At 73.0% G+C, this 248-nt stretch carries 1 pseudogene; it reads left to right on the top strand.

Going from position 1 to position 248, the window contains the following annotated elements:
• Positions 1 to 248 (top strand): annotated as a pseudogene (locus ACQG3P_RS21255) (septal ring lytic transglycosylase RlpA family protein); the annotation flags it as partial.

Below are 248 nucleotides of genomic sequence, written 5' to 3' on the forward strand. Positions count from 1 at the left end.
GGCGGTTCCCGGCCTGCTGATCCTGGCGCTGGCCGCCTGCAGCAGTGCCCCTAAAAAGCCGCCCAGCGCGAGCGGCACTACCGGCAAACCGTCGGGCGCGCTGGTGCAGGGGCAGGGCACGGGCAAGGGCAGCCGCCCTGCGCATTGCCCTGAAGGCTCGCCGTACAAGGCCGCCTCCGCAGACCCCAGCACGCGCGGCGATTACCGCGCGGGCGGGCTGTATACGCCGGGCGTCAACGACAGCACCC

It is taken from the genome of Stenotrophomonas sp. SrG (assembly GCF_050031795.1).
GTDB classification, from domain to species: domain Bacteria; phylum Pseudomonadota; class Gammaproteobacteria; order Xanthomonadales; family Xanthomonadaceae; genus Stenotrophomonas; species Stenotrophomonas rhizophila_A.